This window comes from Kitasatospora sp. MBT63 (assembly GCF_000710465.2).
Lineage (GTDB): Bacteria > Actinomycetota > Actinomycetes > Streptomycetales > Streptomycetaceae > Kitasatospora.
The window spans coordinates 25,713-43,042 of the sequence record NZ_JAIZ01000687.1 but is presented as its reverse complement, the minus strand read 5'-3'; the positions used below and the strand labels follow the sequence as shown (position 1 = coordinate 43,042).

General features: G+C 72.0%; 16 protein-coding genes. 15 read left to right on the top strand and 1 reads right to left on the bottom strand.

Going from position 1 to position 17,330, the window contains the following annotated elements; all coding sequences use genetic code 11:
- The first annotated feature begins 609 nt into the window (after positions 1 to 609).
- Positions 610 to 1,284: a C1 family peptidase gene (locus AA75_RS36295; RefSeq protein ID WP_082527089.1), complete on the top strand. Its 675-nt coding sequence runs from the start codon at positions 610 to 612 to the stop codon at positions 1,282 to 1,284.
- Positions 1,285 to 1,433: 149 nt separating this feature from the next.
- Here the strand turns inward: AA75_RS36295 and AA75_RS36290 are convergent, their stop codons facing one another.
- Complete coding sequence (locus AA75_RS36290; protein WP_033824660.1) at positions 1,434 to 1,883, bottom strand: hypothetical protein; 450 nt, start codon at positions 1,881 to 1,883, stop codon at positions 1,434 to 1,436.
- A gap of 804 nt (positions 1,884 to 2,687) precedes the next feature.
- On the opposite strand from AA75_RS36290, the gene AA75_RS48470 reads away from it, so the two are divergent.
- The 14 genes from AA75_RS48470 to AA75_RS36225 all read left to right on the top strand — a co-directional run bounded on the left by AA75_RS48470 (position 2,688) and on the right by AA75_RS36225 (position 17,296).
- Positions 2,688 to 2,987: a hypothetical protein gene (locus AA75_RS48470; RefSeq protein WP_149038586.1), complete on the top strand. Its 300-nt coding sequence runs from the start codon at positions 2,688 to 2,690 to the stop codon at positions 2,985 to 2,987.
- Positions 2,988 to 3,403: 416 nt separating this feature from the next.
- Positions 3,404 to 5,449: a phage tail sheath C-terminal domain-containing protein gene (locus AA75_RS36285; RefSeq protein WP_033824659.1), complete on the top strand. Its 2,046-nt coding sequence runs from the start codon at positions 3,404 to 3,406 to the stop codon at positions 5,447 to 5,449.
- A 14-nt stretch (positions 5,450 to 5,463) separates the two neighbouring features.
- Positions 5,464 to 5,985: a phage tail protein gene (locus AA75_RS36280; protein ID WP_033824658.1), complete on the top strand. Its 522-nt coding sequence runs from the start codon at positions 5,464 to 5,466 to the stop codon at positions 5,983 to 5,985.
- An 8-nt stretch (positions 5,986 to 5,993) separates the two neighbouring features.
- Positions 5,994 to 6,746, top strand: a complete 753-nt coding sequence (locus tag AA75_RS36275; protein WP_033824657.1) for a hypothetical protein — start codon at positions 5,994 to 5,996, stop codon at positions 6,744 to 6,746.
- A gap of 671 nt (positions 6,747 to 7,417) precedes the next feature.
- The gene (locus AA75_RS48465) at positions 7,418 to 7,693 is read left to right on the top strand and encodes a hypothetical protein (protein WP_149038584.1); all 276 of its coding nucleotides are present in this window, start codon (positions 7,418 to 7,420) and stop codon (positions 7,691 to 7,693) included.
- Complete coding sequence (locus AA75_RS36265) at positions 7,690 to 8,424, top strand: DUF4255 domain-containing protein (protein ID WP_033824655.1); 735 nt, start codon at positions 7,690 to 7,692, stop codon at positions 8,422 to 8,424. Before AA75_RS48465 ends, AA75_RS36265 begins: the two co-directional genes overlap by 4 nt.
- Positions 8,424 to 10,427, top strand: coding sequence for an AAA family ATPase (locus AA75_RS52835; protein ID WP_051814051.1), 2,004 nt, complete (start codon positions 8,424 to 8,426; stop codon positions 10,425 to 10,427). Before AA75_RS36265 ends, AA75_RS52835 begins: the two co-directional genes overlap by 1 nt.
- On the top strand, positions 10,424 to 10,675 hold the full coding sequence (locus tag AA75_RS36255; RefSeq protein WP_033824654.1) for a hypothetical protein: 252 nt from the start codon (positions 10,424 to 10,426) through the stop codon (positions 10,673 to 10,675). Before AA75_RS52835 ends, AA75_RS36255 begins: the two co-directional genes overlap by 4 nt.
- Positions 10,672 to 14,223, top strand: coding sequence for a DUF4157 domain-containing protein (locus AA75_RS36250; RefSeq protein WP_051814050.1), 3,552 nt, complete (start codon positions 10,672 to 10,674; stop codon positions 14,221 to 14,223). Before AA75_RS36255 ends, AA75_RS36250 begins: the two co-directional genes overlap by 4 nt.
- A 52-nt stretch (positions 14,224 to 14,275) precedes the next feature.
- The gene (locus tag AA75_RS36245) at positions 14,276 to 14,932 is read left to right on the top strand and encodes a hypothetical protein (RefSeq protein ID WP_033824653.1); all 657 of its coding nucleotides are present in this window, start codon (positions 14,276 to 14,278) and stop codon (positions 14,930 to 14,932) included.
- Positions 14,929 to 15,252: a hypothetical protein gene (locus tag AA75_RS36240; RefSeq protein ID WP_051814049.1), complete on the top strand. Its 324-nt coding sequence runs from the start codon at positions 14,929 to 14,931 to the stop codon at positions 15,250 to 15,252. The genes AA75_RS36245 and AA75_RS36240 overlap by 4 nt, the downstream gene beginning before the upstream one ends.
- A complete protein-coding gene (locus AA75_RS36235; RefSeq protein WP_033824652.1) occupies positions 15,239 to 16,357 on the top strand; it encodes a hypothetical protein in 1,119 nt (372 codons plus the stop codon). Before AA75_RS36240 ends, AA75_RS36235 begins: the two co-directional genes overlap by 14 nt.
- Positions 16,354 to 16,866 carry a phage baseplate assembly protein V gene (locus AA75_RS36230; protein ID WP_033824651.1) on the top strand — a complete coding sequence of 171 codons (513 nt, stop codon included), beginning with the start codon at positions 16,354 to 16,356 and terminating at the stop codon, positions 16,864 to 16,866. The genes AA75_RS36235 and AA75_RS36230 overlap by 4 nt, the downstream gene beginning before the upstream one ends.
- 94 nt (positions 16,867 to 16,960) lie before the next feature.
- On the top strand, positions 16,961 to 17,296 hold the full coding sequence (locus AA75_RS36225) for a hypothetical protein (RefSeq protein WP_033824650.1): 336 nt from the start codon (positions 16,961 to 16,963) through the stop codon (positions 17,294 to 17,296).
- The last annotated feature ends 34 nt before the right edge of the window (positions 17,297 to 17,330 follow it).

Sequence of the window (17,330 nt, the reverse complement as noted above, 5' to 3'; positions counted from 1 at the left end):
GAACGGTGTGAACCAGCACTCGGTGACCGTGGTGGTCCTCTTCCTGATCGGCCTGCTGTCCAGCGCGGACATGGACACCGGACCGCGGACCAGGACTGGAACACCCTCTGGCACTGGGCACCCGCGGCCGGCGCCCTGCAGCACTCGCGCCACCACCCGCCCCGCCGGAGGTCAAGGATGAACAACGGCATGGCTGCACCGGGCCGGCCGCGGCGGCGGACCGGCCGACAGCACCCACTGGACGGAGCGTCAGCCGGTCAAGGCGTTCCGGTGTCTGCACCGGCACGCGCCCGGTGGGCAACGGAATCAGTGCCCGACGGGCCGGGGAGCTGGCCCCGACGCCATGGCTCCCGGTCGACCAACCGCGTCGCCACCGACGCCGGCACCTGCTCGTGCTCACCCGCCCGGCGATGGTGGCACCACCTGACCTGGTAGGGCCGTCCCGGCGGGGCGGTGCCGATGGCCCGGCCGGCCGGCCCGATGCGCGCAGCAGGCTGACCGCGGCCGGCAATCGGCATGGTCACGTCGGCCCGCGGGGACTGATCACGCTCGGCAAGGCGCCGACGGCGGCGCTGTGCACCTCACCGTCCGCACGACCCAGGAGCCGTCATTGCCCGTCGTTCCCTGCTCGCCCTCACCGCGGCCGCGCTCACCGTTGCCGCACTCACCACCGCGCCCGCCGGGCTGACGCCGGCGCACGCCGACGATCTCCCCGACTCCCTCGACTGGCGCGCTCGGGGAGCCGTGCAACCCGTCCGCGACGAAGGCCTGTGCCCGGACAGCGAGGGATACGCCACCGCCGCCGTCGTGGAGAGCGCCGTCGAGATCGCGACGGGCCAGCACCACAACTACGTGTACGCACCCGAGGACGAGCCCGACCATCTCACCCCCGGCCGCAACACCCTCCCCTGCACCCTGGCCTCCCTGCTTCGCCCGGAGAACCCGCCCGGGCCGCGCAAGGTCCACTGGACCCAGATCCCCGCCGGTGACGAGAACGCCATCAAGGCCGCCGTCTCCCAGGGCCCCGTCGTCGTGAGCATCGCGGGCGAGAACTCCGACTTCCGGTCCTTCAGCGGCGAAGGCATCCTCGACAACCCGAGCTGCCCGAGGACGATCGACCACGTCGTCTCCATCGTCGGCTACGGGACCCAAGGCGGCGTGGACTACTGGATCGTCAAGAACAGCTGGGGCACCTCGTGGGGCAAAGATGGCTTCGGCAAGATCGCTCGCGGCAAGAACACGTGCGGCATCGCCAGCGCCCCCTCCTGGTCGGCGACCGTCTGACGGCAGGCCCCCAGCAGGCCGGACGGCCAATACCCCGGACTGAGGACCCCATGTCCCCCGGTCCCCGGCGCGATCGGCGAGGACCGGGGGGCTGCGACGCCGGGCGGCCGTGGCCGCCCGGGGCGGACGCGCGTCCGGCCCGGGAGCTTCTACTGGATGTGGGCCTCGTAGAGGTTGCCGTTGTAGGAGGCCACGCCCGGGTGGGTCGGGCTTGCTGCGGCGAGCGCGGTGAACCTGGACCAGGTGGTGCCGTCGAAGCTGCACCAGCGCAGCGTCTCCTTGGTGCCGTCTTCGCGCACCTCGCAGTGGAGCTTTCCGTCGTGGGCGGCCAGGACCATCGCGTTGGAAGTGGCTCCCGAGGGGAAGCGTTGAAGCGCAGTCCAGGCGGAGCCGTCAAAGCTCCTCCAGTACAGCTCCTCGTTGGACGAGCCTCGCCACGCAACGCAGAGCCGGTTGCCGAGGGCAGCCATCCCGGGGCCGTACGGGCTGCTGCCGCCGATCTCGGTGAAGGCGCTCCGCATACCGGCGCCGTAGCTGCTCCAGCGCAGACCGCTGTCGTCGATCAGCCAGTAGAGCTTGCCGTTGTACGCGGGCAGCACGGGCGCGAGCGAAGTCCCCCTGAAGGGAAGGCCGTGGCGGAGCCACAGGTGGTGCTGTTGAAGTTGCGCCAGCACAGCCGCCTGTCGCTTCCGGCACCCCTGTACACGCAGAAGATCGTGCTGTTGAAGACCGCGACGGCGGGGCTCGTGTCGCTGGTGGCGTCGACCTGGCGGAAGGTGCGGACAGCGCTGGGTAACGGCCGTACCCGGACACACCCGCGGCCCGGAGGTAGTGACTCCGACCCGCGTGGTCGGGCACGATCGACCTGGGAGCCCTCGCCAGCACGGCTGCACAGAAGGTGATCAGGTAGCCGTGTCGCATGTGGGCGTCGGGGGTCTGCCACCAACTCCACGTCCCCGCGATCGAGTCCGGGCACGGACGACGCTGTCCAACAGCCGAGGCACCCGACGACCCGGTCGGCGCGGCCAGGTCCGGATGGCCACCCCGCGGGTGCCTCCCGGCGGTCAGCGTAGGGAAGTTGGGCCTCTCCGTCGTGGATCCCGACCAGTCCTGTGGCCGCCGCACTGGCACCCCTTCAGCATCTGCCGGACCGCCGCCCCGCGCCCGGCCCGCACGACCGCCGGAGCTGGGTGTTCGCTGACGCTCTGCCTGGACGGCGTCCCGGCGTCCTTCCTGCCCGTCGGCCTGCCTCGACGGCAAGAACCAGTTGATGGAACCGCAACTACTAGACTCCCTGCGTTTCTTCTCCTCAGCTGATAAGCCTGGCCAGCGGCATCACCCTCGTCGCAGCCGTTGCCACGCGTGTTCACCCCGCGCGGACCAGGGGTCCGGCGCAGTCGGCGGTGACGCCACCGACCTTCGCGTACCAGGCACATGGCGGCTCCAACCGCATCGACCAGATGCTGAGCATCACCAACCCGAACACCGTCGACGTAGCACCGGTCCTCGCGTTCACTCCTGTGAGCGGCGACGGGAGTGTGCTGCCCGGGGTTCGGGTCGGCACGGCGTACGGCAGCGACCGGGGCGAGCTGGCGGTGTGTCCGGGCGGCGGCTTCGACGAACCGGGTCCAGCCGGGCGGCAGCGTGGCAACGCGATCGTCCTGGATCCAAAACTGCTACACCATACGAAGGTTGCACAGTAGCCTCGACCACCGCAGTCCCACCGATGACGAGGCCCCACTGTCGCCCTCACCACTACGACGATGGCGGCCGTCATGGTGGATCAAGCTCGATCCTCCGCCGGCGCCGGTCGCCCGGCGCCCAGAGGCCCGTCTCGACGGCATGAACCACTCGCTCGCCAATGTGCCCCTTCGCATCGGCCGGGATCCGCCTCTGGAAAGCCGCCGACCCCGAGGCCCTGGGTACTCCCGAAACACCGCACTGATCAGCCATTTGGAGGATCGACAGTGCACAAACTGCAGTGGGAGCCTGGTGCGGCAGCAGCGAGCTGATGGTTCGTCACGTACGCCCCTGCCCCGGGTTGGGAACCACCGACACCAATCGCCGTCGCGCGTCGCTGCCACCCGCCAGGAAAGCCCCGGCCCACGGAGGCGATGAGATGCTCAACCTGACCTATCCCGGTGTCTACACCCGCGAGCTGGACTCCGGCGTCCGGACCGTCGCCGGCGCTCCCACATCGGTCGCGCTCTTCATCGGCCCGACCTGGACGGGCATCGACCAGCGACCGGTGACCTGCCTCAACTTCGCGGACTTCGAGCGGAACTTCGGCGGGCTGCACACCAAGAGCTCGCTGTCGTACTCGGTGCTGCATTTCTTCGGCAACGGCGGCGGCCAGGCCGTCGTCATCCGGCTTCCGGCGAACAACGCCGCCGCCGCCGAGGAGACGATCCTGCAGGGCGACTCCACCAAGCCCTCCCTGACCGTGACCGCGCTGAGCTCGGGCGCCGCGAGCGGCGCGCTCTTCGTCGAGATCGACCCGTTCGACATCGGGGCGAATCCCTACTCCACCGATGCCACGGCCACGTACGACAGGAACCGCTTCAACCTCACCGTCCAGGACCCCGTCACCGGCTTGGTCGAGCGGTTCGCCGACCTCACCACCGAGGCGGGCAGAGCCAGGACGGCAGACACCGTGGTCAATGATCCGACCACCGGATCCCAGCTGGTCAGACTGACGCTGAGCGGTGTGGGCAAGGCGGGCCCGCAGGCCACTGGGAGCATCTACAGAATCGGCGCCGACCCCACCGCGGGCACCTTCGCCGGTCCGGTCACCATCAGGTTGTCGGTGATCGGACGGAAGACTGACGACGGTACGGTGGACGCCCTCAGTTGGGTCGACAGAATTCCGGTGACCGTCTTCCGGAAGGACGAGGCCAAGCCGACCAGCCGCGTCGAACTCGTCACCCGGCTCGTGACCGCGATCAACCAGGCGGTCAAGGCAGACCCCAACGGGAAGAAGATGCTCGCCGGAGCCGTCATCGAAGGCAGCCTCCACGAGGGCGGCTCCCTCCTGTGCCTGACTGTCAGCCGCCCCACCGGGGCGCCCGGCGTCGAGCGCATCCACGACGCCACTGTCACACTGGCGGATCCGGGAGCCGACACCTCCCTCCTGACGGAGTACTCGATCGTCGAGAAGGTCGCCAACCCGTCGCGTTACCGGCTCGGCCACCTGTACAAGGTCGCCCAGGCCGTGCAGAGCAAGGCAGCCTCGGACGGCGACCCGGCCGGCCAACCGGCGTCGGCCGACTTCAAAGCCGCGATCACCGCGCTCGACACAACAGACCCGTTCTTCAACCTCCTCTGCCTGCCTGATCTCGTCCGCCCGTCACTCACCGACCCGAAGGCGCTGCACCACGGCGACGCCGCCTTCACCGCGTACGCCGAGGCCGCTCGGGTGTGTGCCGACAAGTTCGCCTTTCTGATCGTCGACCCGCCGCCCGACGCCGTCGACATCGGCTCCGCCTCGGCGTGGAAGTCCACCAAGCTGGGGCTGCGATCGACCCACGCCGGTGCCTGGTTCCCGAACATCCGGGTCGACGACCCACTGCATCCCGGCGCGATCGTGTCGCATCCGCCGTCGGGCGCCATCGCGGGCGTCATCGCCCGGACCGACAGCCGGGTGGGGGTCTGGCAGGCACCCGCCGGCACCGATGCCTTCGTGGCCGGTGCCTACGGCCCCTCCGTCGAGGTGTCCGATGCCGAGCAGGGACTGGTGAACCCGCTGGGGCTCAACGTGATCCGACGCTTCCCCATCTACCAGACCGTCGCGTTCGGCTCCCGTACCGTGGACGGCGCGGACGCGCTCGCCAGCCAGTGGAAGTACATCCCCGTCCGCCGGACCGCCAACCACATCCTCCGCTCCCTTTCGGAGTCGCTGCGCTGGGCCGTCCACCAGCGCAACGGCGAGGAGCTCTGGTCCCAACTGCGGCTCAACAGCACGGCGTTCATGCACGGTCTGTTCCGGCAGGGCGCGTTCAAGGGCGTCTCGGCGCGGGAGGCCTACTTCGTGGCCTGTGACGCGTCGACCACCACCCCGACCGACATCGACCAAGGGATCGTCAACCTCGTGATCGGGTTCGCGCCGCTCAAACCGGCCGAGTTCGTGGTGATCAGCCTCAAGCAGATCGTCCAGCCGGCCGTCTGAGACAGGAGCACATCGTGGGACAGTTCTCGGTCAACGCCCAGCGGCTCGACCCGTACAAGAATTTCAAGTTCCGCGTGAAGTGGGACGGCCGATACGTGGCCGGGGTCTCGAAGGCCTCCCTCCTGAAGCGGACCACCGAGGTCGTCAAGCACCGCTCCGGCGGGGACCCCTCCACGTCCTACAAGTCCCCCGGTCGCACCGAGTACGACGCGATCACGCTCGAACGCGGAGTCACCCACGACCAGGAGTTCGAGCAGTGGGCGAACAAGACGTGGAACTACGGCTCCGCGGCAGGTGGCGAGGTGTCGCTCGCCGACTTCCGCAAGGACATCATCATCGAACTCCTCAACGAGGCCGGACAGGTCGTCCTGAGCTACTCCGTCTACCGGTGCTGGGTCTCGGAGTACCAGGCGCTGCCGGACCTCGACGCCAATGCCAACGCGGTGGCCATCTCCAAGCTCAAGCTGGAGAACGAGGGCTGGGAACGCGACTACGCGGTCCTGGAGCCCAAAGAGCCCAGCTACGTCGAGCCGTGAGCCGTCCGATGAACACCGCCCCTGGGCACGGCCCCGCTCCGAACGCGGAGGAGGTCGTCCGGCTGTGGCCGCTCGCCCCGCGCCGGTCCACGGCAGAACGTGCCGTCGGCCTGCTACTGGCACTCGACGGCCCGGACGCGCTGGACTATCCGTTGGGGTCCCGAAACCGGCGGCTGCTCGCGGTGCACCGGGCCGTGGTCGGCCGACCGGTCCAGGCGCACGTCGGCTGCCCCGTCTGCAGCACCGACAACGAGTTCACACTGCCCGTCGGCCGGATGGCCGAACTGCCCCCCGCCAAGGTCGGCGCGGTGGCGCGCCTCCTCGTGGACGGTGTCGCCCTGACGTTCCGGCTACCGGTCCTCGCCGACCTCACCCGGTTCGGGGGCCGGCCCCCGGCCGGCAGTCTGCATGCGCTGGCAAGCGACACCTGCCTGGAGCCACCGATCCCGCATCTGGGCCCGGACGACCTCGACCGGCTCGCTGACGCCTGGGAGGCGCTCGACCCGGCCGGTTCGATGCGCGTCCACCTGTCCTGCGCGGGGTGCGAGCACGACATCGCGGCGGACGCCGATCCCGCCGCCTTCGTGGCCAGGGACCTCGACCTGCTCGTCGAAGGGCTGCTGCGCGAGATCGACGTGATCGCCCGCGGCTACGGCTGGTCGGAGGAGGCCATCCTGCGGCTGCCCGCCGAGCGCCGCCACCGCTATGTGGAACTCCTCACCGAGGGACGCTCCCAGACCCGACGCCTGATGGGGGCCTGATGACAGCACGACGGTCGGCGTACGCGGAGGCCCTGCGGAGCGCCGGGAACATGGCGGCTGACCAGCCCGTGGACGACACCGGGCCGGCCGTCTCCGCAGAACCGAGACCGCGCTCCCGCTTCGAGGAGGACTGGGAGGAGACGGGCTTCGACCTGCTGCCGCCTCCTGCGGACGACCGATCCACCGCGCCCCCGTCCCCTGCCGATCACCGCCTCCGGGCGGGCCCGGCCCACCCCGCCACTCCCCCGCCGGTGGACACCGTTGCCGCCGCGCCCCGGCCGCGGTCGGAGCAGACCGCGCACGAGAGCCCTGTGACACCGCGTCCGACCGCCGTGGACACACCTCCCGCCGCCGCGCCCGCTCCGGGGCCGGGGCAGTCCACGCACGAGATCCCGGCGCCACCGCGTCCGAGCGCCTCGGCGGGCGGCCGCGACCGCCCGCTCGGCCGAAGAGCCGAGACCTCGCGCGCCGTTGTACCCGCCCTCCTCGCGCCGGCCGCCGGTCCGACGCCCACCGCGGACGCCGGAGAACCGGCAGGCCGGAGCATCACCCCGCCGGCACCGGCTCCGGGCGCCACCCCCGTGGCCGCACCGTACCCGTCGGCCGCCGCCCGACCGTTGCCACCAACCCTCACCGAGGGCGCGGCGGCAGCCCAGGTGGTCGGTGCCGCCATGGCGCCCACGCACGATGCACCGGCCGCCGGAGCCACCCCCGCGTTCGAGGTCGTGCGCGCCGACCCGCTGCCCCTGGAACCGCGGCCGGTGGCCGACCCACCACCGGAACCCACCCCGGTGGTCGTCGAGATCGGACGGGTCGAGGTGCGGGTCGTTGCCGAACCACCGACGACTCCCGCCCGCCGCCCCGGCCCCCGGATCCGGACCGGGCCGACCCTGGAGGACTACCTGGCGTCCGGCGCCGGGAGCGGGACGGAACGGGGAACCTCATGACAGCCCACTTCGCCATCCCGGCGACCACCTTCGTCCTGCAGGCCGTGCTCCAGCGACGCCTCAAGCTCGCCTACGGGTCCTTGACCGCACCGGCCGTCTCGGTCGACCCGCCGCCGCGCCCGCCGGCGACGGCAGCCACCCCGGCGCCCGCCCCCCAGCCGGAGCCGGCGAGCCTGCACCTGTTCCTCCATCACGTGGCACCCAACCCGGCCTGGCGCAACATGCACGAGCCGCATGTGGACTCCGGCGGGCGCCGGGTCGGTCCGTCCCCGCTGGCCGTCGACCTGCACTACCTGCTGGCCGCGACCGGGGCCGACCTCGAACGCGAGGTGCTCCTCGGCCTCGGGATCGCTGCGCTCAACCGGCACGGGATCGTCCCCCGGCCGCTCATCCGGTCGATCCTCGACTCGATCCTGATCCCCACTACGCCCACCCGGCTGATCGACCTCCTCACCTCCGAGCCTCTCGACGATCCGGCCCGCCAGCCGGAGCAGATCTCCGTGTCTCAGGCACCGGTCGACATCGACCTGTCGACCAAGATCTGGTCGGCCCTGCAGTCGCCGATGCGGCCCTGCGCCCACTTCCTGGTGACGACCGTGTTCCTCGACACCGGCGACACCTATCCCCCGGTCACCGAGGTGACGCAGGCCCGGGTCGGTGTACGACCGGACCCGGCACCGTCCACCGCCGTGCCGCCGGGCAACACGCTGACAATCGCGGACGGAGCCTGATGACGACGCCGCAGACCGACGGCCCGGGCGCCGACGGCCCCTCGCAAACGGGTCACTACGCCCACCCTCACGAGCCGGAACTCGCCAGGCTCGCCGAGGCGGTGTCACTGTCGGTGCTGACCGGCATCGCCTGCGGGGAGCCCTCGGTGGACGGGTTCGCACCGCTCGTGGAGTGGATGGAGCGGGCCGATCCGGACGCCCCGCTGCGACGCATGGCCGAGGGCTTCGACCTTTCCGTCGCCGAACTCCAGCTGATCGTGCTCCTGCTGGCGGCGGGCACCTCCGAGCCGGTCGCCCGTGCCGTGGCCGACGCGACGACGGCGAACGGCGGTGTGGCGGGCGGCGGGCTGCCGGTGTGGCTGGCCTGCCGAGCCGTCCCGAAGCTGCACCCCGCGATGCTGGGCGCGGCGCTACCGCTGGTCCGCTTCGACCTCGTGGCGGTGGAGCCGCCCGCGCCCCGCGTCGAGGCCCGGCTGACGCTGGCCGCGCCGGTGCTGGACCGCCTGCTCGGCCAACCCGTCCACGACCCGCTGGTGTCCACCCGGATGGCGCCGGTCCCGGTCCCCGCCGGCACCGACGAGGAGGGCGAACAGACGGCCGACCTGGCCCGGTCGCTGGCCTCACGCGGCCCGCTCGGCCTGCCACCTCTCGTACTGGTTCCGGACGCCGCTCCCGAGGACGTCGCGCCGATACTGTCCGCCCTGGGCCTCGCCCCGTGGCGGATCGCCGGGAGCGACATCCCCGAGGACGCCGAAGCCCGCGACCGCCTCGCCGCACGGTGGAGCCGCGAGGCGATGCTGGACCCGGCCGCGCTGGTGATCGACACCGCCACCGGCCCGCCAGGCGCCCCGGTCGCCGCCTTCGCCGACCGCGTGCTCGGTCATGTGCTGCTGACGGGCCCCCAGATCCCCGACGGACTCGCCCGCGGGTCCCACGTCCTCCCCGCCCGGGCCGACCACCCCGATCTGGCCATCCGCCGCTGGGCCGCCGCGCTCGGCCCCGAACGCACCGCCCGACTCGGGCGCGGCGTTGACCGGGTGTCCGCGCAGTTCCGGCTGGACGCCAAGGGGATCGCCGCCGCCGTGGCCCGGGCCGCGGCCGCCGTCGACGCCGCCCCGGACGAGGCGCGCGCTGCGGCTGAGCTCTGGCACGTCGCCGCCCGATCCTTCACGCCGTCCCCGCTGCCAGGGGTGGGTCTGGTCGAGCCGGCCTACGGCTGGGACGACATCGTGCTCCCGCCCGCCACCGAGGCCGCCCTGCGCCGGATCGAGTCGCATGTGCGCCACTCGGCCAAGGTGTTCGACGACTGGGGCTTCGCCGCCCGTGTGGGCGGTCGCGGCAACCGGCGCGGGCGCGGAGTGGCGGCGCTCTTCTGCGGCCCGTCCGGCACGGGCAAGACGATGGCGGCGGAGGTGCTCGCCGCCTCCCTCGACCTGCGTGTCATGGTGATCGACCTGAGCCAGATCATCTCCAAGTGGGTGGGCGAGACCTCCAAGAACGTCGCGGCGGTGTTCGAGGCCGCCGAGTGCTCCGGATCGATGATGGTCTGGAACGAGGGAGACGCGGTCTGGGGCACCCGCGGCAGCGTCGCCTCAGCGACGGACCGTCACGTCAACGCGGAAGTCGGCGACCTGCTCCAGCGCATCGAGACGTTCTCGGGCTTCACGGTCATCACCACCAACCTCCGGCATGCCATCGACCCCGCGTTCCTGCGGCGCTTCCGGTTCGTGGTGGACTTCCCGCTGCCTTCGGAGGCGGAGCGGCACCGACTGTGGCGCTCGGCCTTCCCGCCGAAGACCCCGGTCGAATCCGTGCGCTGGGAGGCGCTGGCCCCGCTGCCGCTGACCGGCGGATCGATCCGCAACGTCGCTCTGGGCGCCGCCTTCCTGGCCGCCGCTGGAGACCGCCCGGTGGACCGGCGGATGATCGAGGCCGAGCTCGCCGAGGAGTTGCGCAAGCAGAACCTCCCGGTCCCCCTCGTGGCTTGGGAGGAACCGGTATGACCACACCTCCGCCGGCGGTCCTGGTCCGGGTCGGCACCCTGCGGGTGACCGCCCGCTCGGCCGTCGAGGCGCGACTGCTCGCCGACGCCCTGCCCGCGGCGCTCGAACAGGCGCTGCGGTCGTGGCCGGAGGCCGCGGCGCCCGCCACCGGGCCGCGCTCCGACGCCGCGCAGCGCCGGGCGCAGCAGGTGGCCACGGCGATCGTCGAGGCCGCACGGGCCGAGTCCGGGAGCGGGGAGCCGCGATGAGGCGACTGGCCCAGGCCGTGCGCACCGCCCGGCAGGCGCACCCGAGGTCGTCCGGAGGTCCTGCCCGGCACGGCGCCGACCCGCGCACCGGCACCCCGCAGGCGCCGGCGCCGGTCTTCACCCCGGGCCCGTCAGTGACGGCGCGGCAGGCCCACCCCACCGCCGCGCCCGCCCCGGCGCGCATCGGCCCGGCCACCACCGTGGCACCTGCCTTCGTCCCGACGGCCACCGTTCGACCCGCTCCCGTAGCGCCGACGGACCCCTCCTCCGCGCCGGGCGGGGTGACCGGGCGCCCAGGCACCGAGCACGCGGACGCCGTGGTCGCCCAGCCCGGAAGCCCCCTGCCGCCGGCCCTGCGCACGGAGATGGAAGCCGGGTTCGGCCGCGACCTCGGCCAAGTCCGCGTCCACGACGGCCCGACCGCGGACCAGGCGGCGGCCGCCCTCGACGCCCGGGCCTTCTCACTGGGGACGCACCTGGTCTTCGGCTCCGGGCAGTACCGCCCCGACACTCCCGCCGGACGCGGCCTCCTCGCCCACGAACTGGCGCACGTACTGCAGACCGACGGCTTCGGCCGCTCCCACACCCCCGTCGTGGACGACCCGCGGCCGGAGGCGGAGGCCGACCGGGCCGTCCAGGCGCTCGCCGATGGCGGCCGGCCCACGGTCGAGCCGCTGCCGGGCGCGCCGGTCGTCCGCCGGTCCGGCAGGAGCACGGCACCCCCACCCCCCGTCCCGGCACCCGTACCCGCCTCCGCGCCGGGCCCTGGCGCCGCACCGCAGCAGGCGGCCGCGCAGCCGGGGAGGACCGCGGGCCCCGCGCAGAACCTGCCTCCCGGTCTGACGATCGTCACCGACGAGCCGGCCGGTATCGGCACGACCGAACTGGTCGTCGGGCTAGCTGAGTTCGCCCTCCCGCTGGAGAAGGGGGCCGGCCACTGGGTGCAGCAGGCCTACGACAACGCCGCGGCCGGCGGGAGTCTGGTGTTCAACCCCCTCATCGAAGGCAACTCTGTCGCCGCGTACAAGGAGGGCGGCGAGAAGTACAAGGACGTGTGGCTGGGAGCCTTCGGTTTCGCGTCGACGACGAGCCTCGCCGGCGCGATCACCGCGGCGGCGAACGACAACGAGACGGTCCGCACCAAGCTGGCAGATCCCGCCGTCAAACAGGTCGTCACCGGACTGGCCAAGGGCCTGGGGCCCGCTAAGTGCGACGTCGACCACATCGTCGAGAAGCAACTGGGCGGGACGTCGATCCCTTCCAACCTCCAGCTGCTGACCAGCACCAAGAACCGGTCATCGGGCCAGGAGACCTACCAGGCCCTGGTCGGCCTCGTCCGGCAGATCCGCGACCCCGCCATGCGCGGCCCCAACGTCCGCAAGCTCCAGATCCGGATCGCCAGGGCGACGGTGCCGACCGGGCAGCCCGACGCCAGCTTCGAGATCGAGAGCCTGCTGCGCTCAGGCGCCGTACACGGCTCCGAGGCGGAGAAGGCCAAGGCGGCAGGCAAACCGGTCGTACTCGCGGCGGGTGGCCAGAGCGAGACGGTGCGGCTGCGGGACACCGGCGAGACCCTGCTGGACAGCTTCGTCCGCCGCCTCGTGCCCGGCCTGCGCATCGAGACCTACCGGCGCGCCAAGACGGGGGCCAAGTCCGCCCACGACACCGTCCTGGGCGTGCTCGACAGCAGGGCCGTCAAGGCCACCGGGGCCGACTCGACGGTCACCCTCGACGCCGAACTGGTGCCCGCCACGGCCCCGGCCGCCGCCACCGCCGCCGGGCCCGAGACCGACGCGGACCCCACCGCGGCGCCCCCGGGCGAGGCGAGGAGGCTGAAGCTCGACAAGAATGACAACCCGAAGATCGCGTTCTACTACCCGTACCTCAGCCCCGGCATGCTGACCACGGCCGCCCTCGACGAGCAGGGCAACCTCACCGGCAAGGGGGTCATCAACTCCTCCGTGCCGTTCCTGGGCAAGATCAACGTCCTCTACACCAAGGACGAGCTCAAGCTGGCCGCTCCGATCCCCGCGGACAAGTTGCTCTCGCCACTGCCCGCGGCGTTCCGGTTCACCGGCGGCGAACTCGCCCTGCAGCTCTCCCCCTCCCTGGTGCCCAGCGGGAAGCTCACCTTCTCGGTCGGACCGGCCGCCAAGCCCCTGCTGCTCGGCACTCTCACCGTGACCCTGCAGAGCGGTGCGCTCGTCGCCGCCGGCGACCTGACCCCCGCGGGGAAGCTCCCCGGCATCAACGCGGCGGCCGGGCACGTGGAGTGGAACTCGGAGGCCGGGTGGTCCGGCAAGGTCACGGCCGACTCGTCGGCGATCCCGGGGGCCACTGCCAACGTCGAACTCGGCTTCCGGACGGTGGCCGGCAAGTTCGCGCCGTACGCGACCGGGGGGATCGTCACCAGCGTGCGCAACACCCGCCTCGATCTCAGCACTCGCTGGGACGGGCAGAGCCTCGACCACACCGGGTCGGTGACGGTCCCGAAGCCGCTTCCGCTGGTCGACTCGGTCAAGCTGCGCGGCCGGTACGGCGAGCGCGGCCTGTTCCTCCAGGGCGAGGCGGACATCGCCTGGAAGCAGCTCAAGGCAACGATGAAGGTCGAATACAACCGGACCGAGGAGGACCGGGAGGGGCGGTTCTCGGGCGCGGCCACGATCGTCGTCAGGACCGCCAAGGCCGACGGCTCGCTGAACCTCAACTTCGACGAGGAGGGCCACTACTGGGGCAAGGGCAGCATCGGCTACCAGGTCACCAAGGACCTGCGGCCGGTGCTCGGGGTGGAGATCACCAAGGAGCGGCTCAGGCTCTTCGGGGAGGTCGCCGTCGGCGACATCGTGCTGGTCCGCAGGTGGCCGTCGGCGCAGGGCGGGACGGTGCCGCTGCTGAAGGGCGTCGGAGTGAAGGTCTCCGTCCCCACTCCCGTCCCGGCTGTGACCGCGTTCCTCGAACTGCGCGGCTCGCTCCAACTGGGCTACGGGGTGGGGCCGGTGATGCTGAAGGGCATCCTGTTCAAGGGCGAGCTCTACCCGCTGGAGGAGGACCCCAAGGTCGCGGCGAAGCTCGTGGGGACCTTCGCAGTGCCCGCCTATGCCGAGCTGTCGGGCACCTTCGGCGCCTACATCGGGGCCGAAGTGGCGCTCGGTGCCGTCGGCGCCAAGGGCGGGATCGACATCACACCGTCGCTGCGGATCGACGGCGAGGGCGGCATCGCCGTCGCCGCGGACTACGACAAGGACGGGTTCTCGTTCGACGCCGAGGCCTACGCCAAGGGCCGGTTGACGGCCTCGGCCAAGGTGTTGCTGGTCGCCGAGCTCTACGCCGCCTGGGGGGTGTTCTCCCACCGCTGGACATACGAGGCGGCCTCGGTCTCGGCCGCGCTCGGACCGGACTTCAAACTCACCCTCGGCCGGATCGCCTACGCCAAGAACGGCGAGATCACCTGGCCGAGCCTGTCCCAGATCAAGCTGGAGCCCGAGTCCATCGACCCGATGCAGGTCGTCAAGGACATGCTCGAACGCGGCAAGGCGGTCGAGAAATGACCGGACCCCACACGGCAGGGCTCACCACACGGGTACCGAAGGGAGGACCGCGATGACCGCGTTCCCGGGCTCACCACGGACGATGCGGGGCGGATTCGTCGTCATGGACGGCGACGGGCGAGCCGTCGTGCGCACCGTCCCGTTCCAGTACAACCCCGAGACTCTCTCCCGGACCCTCACCCCCCGCGGTGCCACCACCGACGGCGGCGACCGGCTGGAGGCGCTCCGGCTGGTCGGGCCACCGGTGGAGACCCTGAAGATCGAAGTCGTTCTCGACGCGACCGACCGGCTGGAGCATCCCACCGAGAACCCGGACACCGTCGCCAAGGGCATCGGCGCGGACCTCGCCGAGCTGGAGACCATGATCGCGCCGGCCACCGCCGACCTGGTCGCCGCCGAGGCGCTCACCCGGCGCGGAACGCTGGAGATCCTCCCGCTGCCCTCCCCGCTGCTGCTGCTCGTACTCGGCGCCAACCGCACCCTGCCGGTACGGATCACCGAGTTCACCGTCACCGAGGAGGCATTCGACACGCGGCTCAACCCGGTTCTCGCCCGGGTGGGCCTCGGACTACGCGTACTGTCCCTCGACGACCTGCCAATGGGCTCCAAGGGCGCCGAGCTCTTCCTCACCGCCGCCCGCCGCCGCGAGCGGCTGGCTGGCCGGCGCGGCGCCGACATCCGGACGCTCGGCCTGGCGAGGATGCCGTGACCGCCGCACCGTTCCCGCCCAACAGCCGCTACTACGGGATCCCCGTCGTCAGCCGCGTCCGCGACGACGGCACCACGGAAGTCCACCTCGCGCGCCGCATCCTGCCCGCGCCCGGACTCCACGTCCCGCTCGGGCACCGCCGGCTCGACGGTGCGGAGCGTCCGGACACCCTTGCCTACGACGCCTACGGCGACCCCGCGCTCTGGTGGCGCGTCGTCGACGCCGCCGGCGAGGCCGACCCCGCCCGGCTGACCGGCTCGGACAGCCGGCTCGTCATGATCCCGCTCCCCCTGGAGATCACCGCCCGTGGCAACGCTTAGCACCGTCACGCTGACAGTCCTCACCGGACCGGTGGCCGTCGCGCCCGCGCCCCGAGAGGTGCTCGACGCCCTGGACGGCGCGACGGTGACCCACGCGGTCGGGACTCGGTCCGGGTTCCAGCTGAGCTTCACCTACGCGAAGACCTCACCTATCGCGACCTCGCTGCTCCCTTCGGGCTTCTTCGACCCGATGGTGCGGGTCGTGCTCGTGGCGACGCTGCGCGGCGTGCCCAAGGTGCTGGCGGACGGCCCGATCAAACGCCAGGACGTGACCGCCACCGGCCGCCCCGGCGAGCACCGGCTGGTCGTCACCGGCGAGGACGTCTCCGGGTTCATGGACGTGGCCGACCTCACCGGCTTCCCGTATCCCGGGATGCCGCCGTTCGCCCGGGTGGCGTTGATGATGGCCAAGTACGCGCCGTTCGGTGTCCTGCCGCTGACCGTCCCCCCACCGTTCCAGCCGGTGGCCAACCCGGTCGAGAGGTTCTCCCACCAGGTGGGGACCGACTTCGAGTACGCCACGAAGCTGGCGAAGGACGCGAGTTGCGAGTTCTACGTGACGCCGGGGCCGGTCCCAGGCGCCAACACGGCCTACTGGGGACCCCCGGTGCGGGCCGGCGCCGTGCAGCCGGCCCTGACCGTCGACATGGACGCGGCGTCCAACCTGGAGAGCATGAGCTTCTCCGCCGACGGCAACGCCGCGATCCTGCCGTACGCGCACGTCAAGGTCGCGAACTTCGCCGTCCCGGTCCCCCTGCCGGACATCGAGCTGCTCAAACCACCCCTGGCCGCCCGACCGCTGGTACCGACCCGCACCAAGCTGCTGGGGACCGACCGGATGGCGCTGCCGGAGGTCATGATGACCCTGCTGGCCGGTCGCGGCGCGGTGGACCCGGTCACCGCCACCGGCCAGATGGACCTGGCCCGCTACGGGCAGCCCCTCGACGCCCGCGCCCTGGTCGGAGTGCGCGGCGCGGGCCGGGCGCACGACGGCCTCTGGTTCGTCCGGTCGGTGACCCACACTCTCGGCCGGGGCAGCTGGAAGCAGGCGTTCCAGCTCGCCCGGGACGGCCTGCTCTCGAACGTCCCGGAGGTGACGCCATGACCACAGGACCCAGGCACTACGGGAAGTACCGGGCCACCGTCCTCAACACCACCGACCCCCTTGCGCAGGGCCGGGTCCAGGTTCAACTCTCCGATCACTACGGGCTGTTCCCGTCCACCTGGGCGCTCCCCGCACTCCCGTTCGCAGCCAAGGGCACCGCTGGGATCATCGCGCTGCCGCAGACCGGCAGCGCGGTCTGGGTCGAGTTCGAGGCCGGCGACCCGGACTACCCCATCTGGAGCGGAGCGTTCTGGCCCGAGCCGGCCGGTGCTCCGCTCCTGGCGATGGCGGGCACCCCCGTCACACCCAACATCCATCTGCAGACCACGACCGGAGTCTCGGTCACCCTCTCCGACCTGCCCGCGTCCCAGGTCCAGGTGATGACGCCGACGGGGGCGACGATCATCGTCGGCACAGCCGGGGTCAGCATCAGCAACGGTCAGGGCGCGTCGATCGTGCTCTCCGGTCCCTCGGTGATCATCAACGGGGGGGCGCTCGTGGTGACCTGAGCCGGCGACCCGCCACGCACCGGGCGACACCCGGCCCGTGAGCCGTCCATCCGTCCCCAGCCAGCTGCCCGCCGGGCAGCGGAAGGAAGCCTTGATGCCGGGGCCCGTCCTGCACACCGGAGCAACCGTGACCTGCCCGCACGGAGCTCCGCTGACCGTCGTCACCGCCAGCCCGCGGGTCACCGTGTCCGGCGCCCCGGCCGCCGTCCTGACCGATCAAGGCCTGGTCGCAGGCTGCCCGTTCACCGTGCCGCCGGGCAAGCCCCAGCCTTGCGTGAGCACGAAGTGGCTGGCCGGAGCGGCCAGGGTGACCTCCTCGGGGCAGCCGCTGCTGGTCAACCCCGTCGGGGCGCTCTGCCTCTCCGCGGACCAGATCCCGGCCGGCCCGCCGATCGTCTGCGCCACCCAGACCCAGGTGGTCGCGACATGAGCCGGCGAACGATCGGGAAGTACGCGTGGGCGAT